A 2,958-nucleotide genomic window follows, 5' to 3' on the forward strand; every position below is an offset into this window, starting at 1 on the left:
AATATCCTCTGCAGTTACAACATGAGATAATATTCTGCCCGTACCGGCCAGATCACTGCCGGCAGCGGGAGGCACGCCGTCTTCTTTTCTACTCTCTGTGGGCGGACCGCCGCCGCGTCCGTTTAAAAGAATAAATTCATTTTCCAAAGTCCCTTTCAGTTCATCTCCCCGGATAAAATCAACCCCGAGGCTGCACAAATTATCTCTGTAGTTCGATATCAATCTATTATAGGCCTTGTTTTTACTAAGTCCCAGGCTCATATTCCTCGGATTTTCAGGNAAGTCCCTTTCAGTTCATCTCCCCGGATAAAATCAACCCCGAGGCTGCACAAATTATCTCTGTAGTTCGATATCAATCTATTATAGGCCTTGTTTTTACTAAGTCCCAGGCTCATATTCCTCGGATTTTCAGGATCAAAACTGTCCGATACTGCAATTACCTTCTTGTTCATCATAAGGGATTCCGCTATACCTGTGGTTACCAGGTTATCCTCTATGCCCAGGGCACATTTAGACAGGGTGTTTCTAGTCATGACAGGCACAAGTACCAGATCATCACTTCTTACCGCACCTGTCATCTCCTCCTTACAGTCTATCAACCTTCCATTCAGGCCGTCTACATATTTTCCGGGAATAACTTTCTCTGCGGATTTCGTCATGACTATGTCATATTTGAGGATATCCATGGAAGCCAGCGTTTCAAATATATCTTTTAAATTTACAGCCCCTCCCGATATAAACACAAGCACCCTTTTGTCCAGCATGCCTATAATTCGTTCAGCTATGGTCCTCACCAAATTTTCTATATCCATCTGTTCACCTCGCTTACATATCTCCCGTGCAGGCTTCTCATATGCCGGCATCATTCATGGCAATTCCCGCAGGTGTCACAAGAAGGGGGTTGCAGGGTTTGATAGTCCTTATATCAGTATATTTTTCAAATATGCTCTCTATGTTTTTCAAGCAGCAGGTGCCGCCCACCAGGTAAATTGTATTTACATCATAACCTTTGATATTTTTAAGTACTATATCTGCCATTTTTTCAATTACCGGCCTCACCAGAGGAAACACCCTGTCATAGTTCTCTTCTTCAATCTTATATTTTTCCGCCTTATCGTAATCCATGCCAAGTGCACCGGCTATCACCAGGCTCAGGTGGTGTCCTCCCGTAGGTTCGTCTGCACAGTGTACCACTTTTCCGCCTTTCAATACCGATATCCCGGTGGTCCCACCTCCTACATCCACTACCGCACCTTCATCTATTTTCAAAACATCCGCAGCCGCAGTGGGTTCGTCTATTATGTCTGTGACTGTAAAATCGGCAGCCTCCACTACATTTGAAATAACCTTGGTATTGCCGGAACTTATTCCGGGTGGTATGGCCGCAGCTGCATGCTCGAGCTTCCTCCCCAGGATATTTTCCAGTTTCCTCTTCAAATCCCTGACTATGTCTACCGCCTTCAGATATTCCACAACTATTCCGTCCCTCACAACACTGGCAGAATACAGCTTCCCGGCAGCGGGCCTGTCGTTCTTATCCAGCACCGTTACTACGATATTTGAAGTTCCAAGGTCAACTCCAACTTTCAGATCCTGATCCTCAGGTACCTTATGTGGATTTTGAAAAGATTTTTCCACCTCTGCGATAAATGAATTCGCATGATCAAGCACATTTTTTACCATTTAATCACCTGCTCAAACCTATTATTCTAATCAAGTCACTGCTCTTTAGCTCTGCCGCATTGGCTTCGTCCGTATCTATGTGAAATTCCAGTGCGGACGCGTTGCTCACCCGTATAAGTACGTTCTTGAATATAATTCCCTTGGGGCCCTTGGTTTCCACATCCACCATGTCTCCGTCCTCTACACCGTAGGATTCGGCCTGGTAGGGGAGCATATGGATATGCCTGCTGGCACATATAACTTTATTTTTCAAAACCAGAATTCCCCTGGGACCTATCACTGTGAGAGTTTCAGAATTTCCAAGATCCCTGGATTTCCTGACCGGGGCCTTTATTCCCAGGTTATATGAATCAGTTCTGGATATTTCAATCTGGCTGTACTTCCTAACCGGACCCAAAATCCTCACCTTTGGGAAAAATGCTTTGGGACCTGCAATGGCAACAGTCTCGTTTGCGGCAAACTGGCCCGGCTGTTTTACTTCCTTCCTGACCGTGAGCTCATACCCTTTGCCGAACAAACACTCCAGATCCTGCTGGGTAACGTGAATATGCCTGTTTGATATACCTACCGGTATGGAAAATTCCTTGTTCTTAATTTTACTTTCATTTACTATATTTGCTACTAGATCTTCTACAAATTTTTCACTGACCTGCATTACTCTCTGTCACCCTCCTGTATTTCTTTTGTCTTCTTGTAATGGATGCACAGGTTCCTCGGCTGCCCCTTCCTTCTGGGACATTTGGGATCATGGCATATATTACATACTTCTTTATCTTCCTTTTTGTCTTTCTTTGAGTTCTCTTCTTGAATTTTTTCATCTTCAGAAGGTTTTTCATCCTGCTGGTCATAAACGGCACCGGCATCATACTCAATTTCAACCTCCTGACTTTTCTTTTCCTCAGGTTTTTCCCCTACGTCGGAATTCTTCTCTTCTCCTGAATTTAAATTTTCCCGATCTTTTTCAAGACCGACCGTATATTTTGACTTTATGATACTGTCTAAATCTTTTGCAGGCCTTGGTATGACAACACTGGAATAAACTTTATTGACTTTGCCTGCACTTACTTTTGCCGCATTTATTGCAGCTTTGACAGCTCCTACATTTCCCTCTATTTTTATTGTTACAAGGCCTCTCCCTCTTGTCAGTTCATAACCTATAAGAGTTACATTTGCTGATTTCACACAACTATCTGCAGCTTCCACGGCTGCAGCCATTCCAACAGTTTCTATAATACCAAGGGCCTTTCCACTCATAAAAATCCCTCCCTTGTTAAA

4 protein-coding genes and 1 pseudogene are annotated in these 2,958 nt (G+C 43.8%); all 5 read right to left on the reverse strand.

The annotated features are described in order from the left end of the window. Window positions 1-261: pseudogene (locus tag AB8S09_RS15690) on the reverse strand (hypothetical protein); the annotation flags it as partial. After that, window positions 258-866, reverse strand: a complete 609-nt coding sequence (locus tag AB8S09_RS15695) for a flavoprotein (protein WP_369869546.1) — start codon at window positions 864-866, stop codon at window positions 258-260. The pseudogene AB8S09_RS15690 and the gene AB8S09_RS15695, both read right to left, overlap by 4 nt. Continuing rightward, window positions 850-1,683 (reverse strand): ethanolamine utilization protein EutJ, encoded by an 834-nt coding sequence (eutJ, locus tag AB8S09_RS15700; RefSeq protein ID WP_294185346.1) that lies wholly within the window; start codon window positions 1,681-1,683, stop codon window positions 850-852. Before eutJ ends, AB8S09_RS15695 begins: the two co-directional genes overlap by 17 nt. A gap of 4 nt (window positions 1,684-1,687) precedes the next feature. Beyond that, complete coding sequence (locus AB8S09_RS15705) at window positions 1,688-2,338, reverse strand: phosphate propanoyltransferase (protein WP_294185345.1); 651 nt, start codon at window positions 2,336-2,338, stop codon at window positions 1,688-1,690. Beyond that, entirely contained in the window at window positions 2,338-2,937 is a 600-nt protein-coding gene (locus AB8S09_RS15710; RefSeq protein WP_294185344.1) for a BMC domain-containing protein, read from the reverse strand. The genes AB8S09_RS15705 and AB8S09_RS15710 overlap by 1 nt, the downstream gene beginning before the upstream one ends. Window positions 2,938-2,958: the final 21 nt, after the last annotated feature.

It is taken from the genome of Clostridium lapidicellarium (genome assembly GCF_041224415.1).
Taxonomy (GTDB): Bacteria; Bacillota; Clostridia; order Clostridiales; family Clostridiaceae; genus Clostridium_B; species Clostridium_B lapidicellarium.

Bases quoted from the DNA above. Each gene is read 5' to 3' on its own strand.
- AB8S09_RS15710 (WP_294185344.1), bottom strand. From the start codon at position 2,937: ATGAGTGGAAAGGCCCTTGGTATTATAGAAACTGTTGGAATGGCTGCA.
- eutJ (WP_294185346.1), bottom strand. From the start codon at position 1,683: ATGGTAAAAAATGTGCTTGATCATGCGAATTCATTTATCGCAGAGGTG.
- AB8S09_RS15705 (WP_294185345.1), bottom strand. From the start codon at position 2,338: ATGCAGGTCAGTGAAAAATTTGTAGAAGATCTAGTAGCAAATATAGTA.